The sequence below is a fragment of the Streptomyces sp. NPDC048479 genome (assembly GCF_040651435.1).
Taxonomy (GTDB): Bacteria; Actinomycetota; Actinomycetes; order Streptomycetales; family Streptomycetaceae; genus Streptomyces.
The window spans coordinates 1-3,919 of record NZ_JBEZKA010000090.1 but is presented as its reverse complement, the minus strand read 5'-3'; the positions used below and the strand labels follow the sequence as shown (position 1 = coordinate 3,919).

Annotated in this window: 1 protein-coding gene; it reads right to left on the bottom strand. The window is 72.3% G+C overall.

The features are described from left to right. A partial coding sequence (locus AB0D12_RS40980) for an SDR family NAD(P)-dependent oxidoreductase (protein WP_362695120.1) occupies positions 1–3,919 on the bottom strand: 3,919 nt, incomplete at both ends.

Here is a 3,919-nt window from a genome sequence, read left to right as displayed (position 1 = left end):
ACATCGCGCAGCGACCAGTCGGTGAAGGGCTCCAGCGCCTTCGCACACTCATCCACCCGGGCAGCGAACACGGGTGAAGCGTCCAACAGCGCCTCCGCCATGCCTACCCATTGCGACCCCTGTCCGGGGAACACGAACGCCGTCTTCCCCCCGACGACCGCCCCCTGCACGAGCAGGGGTGAGGTCTCCCCCGCCGCCAGAGTGGTCAGGGCTCCGACGTAGTCGGCACGGTCCCGGCCGATGAGGACGGCGCGCTGGTCGAGCGCGGTACGGGTCGTCGCCAAGGAGTGGCCGACATCGACAAGTCGCAGGTCAGAGTGGGTGGTGAGCTGTGTCAGCAGGCGTTCGGCCTGGCCGCGCAGCGCCTTCTCGCTCTTGGCGGTCAGGGTCCAGGGCAGCACGGCGGGCCGGTCGGCCGCGGAGTCGTCCGGGGTGGTCGCGGCCAGTAGGGGTTCGGTCGTCGGCTCAGGGGTTTCCCGGTCGTCGGACCCCAGTTCGGCCGGAGCCTGCTCGATGATGGCGTGGGCGTTGGTGCCGCTGAAGCCGAACGACGAGACGCCGGCCCGCCAGGGGCGGCCGGTCTCCGGCCATGCCTGCTCTTCGGCCAGCAGGGCGACCTCGCCCGCGCTCCAGTCGACGTGCGGCGTGGGCTCGGCGATATGCAGGCTCTGCGGCAGCACTCCGTGCTGCATGGCGAGCACCATCTTCATGACGCCCGCGACACCGGCCGCGGCCTGGGCGTGGCCGATGTTGGACTTGATCGAGCCGAGCAGCAGCGGCTGTCCGGACGGACGTTCCTGGCCATATGTGGCGAGCAGGGCCTGCGCCTCGATCGGGTCGCCGAGTGTCGTACCCGTACCGTGCGCCTCGACGACGTCGACCTCGGCGGCCGACAGACGGGCGTTGGCCAGGGCCTGGCGGATGACGCGCTGCTGCGACGGACCGTTGGGAGCCGTCAGGCCGTTGCTCGCACCGTCCTGGTTGATCGCCGAACCACGGACCACCGCAAGCACCGGATGTCCCTTGGCCCGCGCGTCCGAGAGACGCTCTACGAGCAGCATGCCGACGCCCTCCGCGGGGCTGAATCCATCGGCGTCCGAGGAGAAGGCCTTGCAGCGTCCATCGGTGGAGAGTCCGCGCTGGCGGCTGAACTCGATGAAGGTGCCGGGCGTCGACATGACGGTGACACCGCCCGCCAGGGCGAGCGAGCATTCGCCGCTGCGCAGGGCCTGTACGGCGAGGTGCAGGGCGACGAGCGAGGCCGAGCAGGCGGTGTCGACGGTGACGGCCGGGCCTTCGAGGCCGAAGGTGTACGACAGACGGCCGGAGACGACGCTGCCCGCGCTGCCGGTGGCGAGGTGACCCTCAAGGCCGTCCGTGGCGGCCCGTACGAGGTTGGAGTAGTCGGAGCCGTTGGTGCCGACGAACACGCCGGACTGGCTGCCGCGCAGCGTCTGCGGGTCGATGCCCGCCCGCTCGAACGCCTCCCACGAGATTTCCAGGAGCAGCCGCTGCTGCGGGTCCATGGCGAGGGCCTCGCGCGGCGAGATGCCGAAGAACGACGAGTCGAAGGCGGCGGCGTCGGACAGGAAGCCGCCCTCACGGGTGTACGAGGTGCCTTGCGCGTTGGGGTCGGGGTCGTACAGCGCCTCGACGTCCCAGCCGCGGTCCAGGGGGAACTGGGACAGCGCGTCGCCGTCGGAGGTGAGCAGCTGCCACAGCTCCTCGGGGTTGCGGACCCCGCCGGGGAAGCGGCAGCTCATCGCGACGATGGCGATCGGTTCGGCGTCGGAGACAGCGGCCGTCGGCACGAGGGCCGCGGACGCGGCGCCCTGCCCGAAGAACTCGGCCCGCAGGTGCCGGGCGAGGACGGTGGGCGTCGGGTAGTCGAAGACGAGGGTGGGCGGCAGCTTGAGGCCGCTGGCCGCGTTCAGGCGGTTGCGCAGCTCGACGGAGGTGAGGGAGTCGAAGCCCAGCTCCTTGAAGGCCCGGCCCGCCTCGACCGCGTCGGGTCCCGCGTAGCCGAGGACGGCGGCGACGGCGGTGCGGACCAGTTCGAGGAGCAGTCGCTCCTGTTCGGCCTCGGGCCGGCCGGTGAGCTGCTGGGCCAGTGCGGCAGCGTTGCCGGTGTCCTCCGCGGCGTCCGTGCGCATGCTGTCCATGACCTCCCGTGCCTCGGGCAGGTCGTGCAGCAGGGGCCTGGCGCGGCCGGAGGTGAAGGCGAGGACGAAGCGCTTCCACTCCATGTCGGCGACGGTCAGGGTCGTCTCGTCGCGGTTCAGGGCGTGCTGGAGTCCGGAGACGGCACGCTCGGGCGACATCTCGATGACGCCGTGGCGGCGCATCCGGTCACCGACCGCGCCTTCGGCCATGCCGCCGTCGCCCCAGGGGCCCCAGGCGATGGAGGTGGCGGGCAGTCCGGCCGCCCGGCGGTACTCGGCGAAAGCGTCCAGGAAGGCGTTGCCCGGCGCATAGTTGCCCTGGCCGGGAGCACCGAAGGTGGCGGCGAAGGACGAGAAGAGCACGAACGCCGACAGGTCGAGATCGCGGGTCAGCTCGTGCAGGTTGAGCGTCGCGTCGACCTTCACCCGCAGGACGCGCTCGATCTGCTCGGGGGTGAGCGCCTCGATGACCCCGTCGTCGAGGACGGCCGCCGTGTGTACGACGGCGGTGAGGGGGTGGTCGGCGGGAACGGCGGCGATGAGGGCGGCGACGGTGTCGCGGTCGCTCACATCGCAGGCGGCGAGGGTGACCTGGGCGCCGAGCGCGGTCAGTTCGTCGCGGAGCTCGGCGGCTCCGGGTGCGTCGGGGCCGCGGCGGCTGGTGAGCAGCAGGTGCTCGGCGCCGTTCTCGGCGAGCCAACGGGCCACATGCGCACCGAGCGCACCTGTACCACCGGTGACAAGGGTGGTGCCTTGCGGACGCCACTCCCGCACCGCCGGGGTCTGGGCGAGACGGGCGCGTACGAGCCTGCGTACGAAGAGCCCGGAGGCGCGCACCGCCACCTGGTCCTCGGAACCGTCACCGGCCAGGACACCCGCGAGCCGGGCCAGTGCCCGGTCGTCCACGGCGTCCGTGCCGGGCAGGTCGATGAGACCGCCCCAGCGCTCTCCGTGCTCCAGCGCGGTCACCCGGCCCAGGCCCCAGACGGGCGCCTGCGCGGGGTTGGCCAGATGCTCGGAACGGGCCACGGAGACAGCACCGCGCGTGACACACCACAGGGGCGCGGCCACATCGGCGTCGCCGAGGGCCTGGACGAGGGACAGGGTGGCGATCACGCCGCCGGGCGCGGAGACGTTGAGCGGCTCGCCGGCATCCGCGGGGGTCAGCAGGGACAGGACGCCCGACACTGCGGGACCGTCCGCGAGTACGTCACGTATCTGCTCGGCGAGTACGGCCCGGGTGTCTTCCGCTCGGGCGACCACGATCTGCCGTACGTCGGCGCCGTGTTCGGCGAGCGTACGCAGGACGGCACCGGCCCAGTCGCCGCCGGGGCCGCCGGGGCCGCCGGTCGGGGCGTCGGGAACGGCGACCAGCCAGGTGCCGGAGAGGCGGGCCGTGGTGGCTTCCGGCGCCGGCTTCCAGGTGACGCGGTAGCGCCAGCCGTCCACGGCGGACTGCTCACGGCTCTGCCGGCGCCACGACGACAGCGCGGGCAGCAGCGCGGTGAGTGTCTCGTCCTCGTCGACGTCCAACTCGGCGGTGAGCGCCGCCACATCCTGGCGCTCGACGGCCTCCCAGAAGCGGGCTTCGACGGTGTCGACGGGGTGTGTGGTGGCCGTGACGTCCTCTGCGGTGCCGCTTTCGAGCCAGTAGTGCTCCCGCTGGAAGGCGTAGGTGGGCAGATCCACACGCTGGGCACCCGTGCCCGCGAAGACCGCATCCCAGTCCACACTCACGCCCCGCACATACGCCTCAC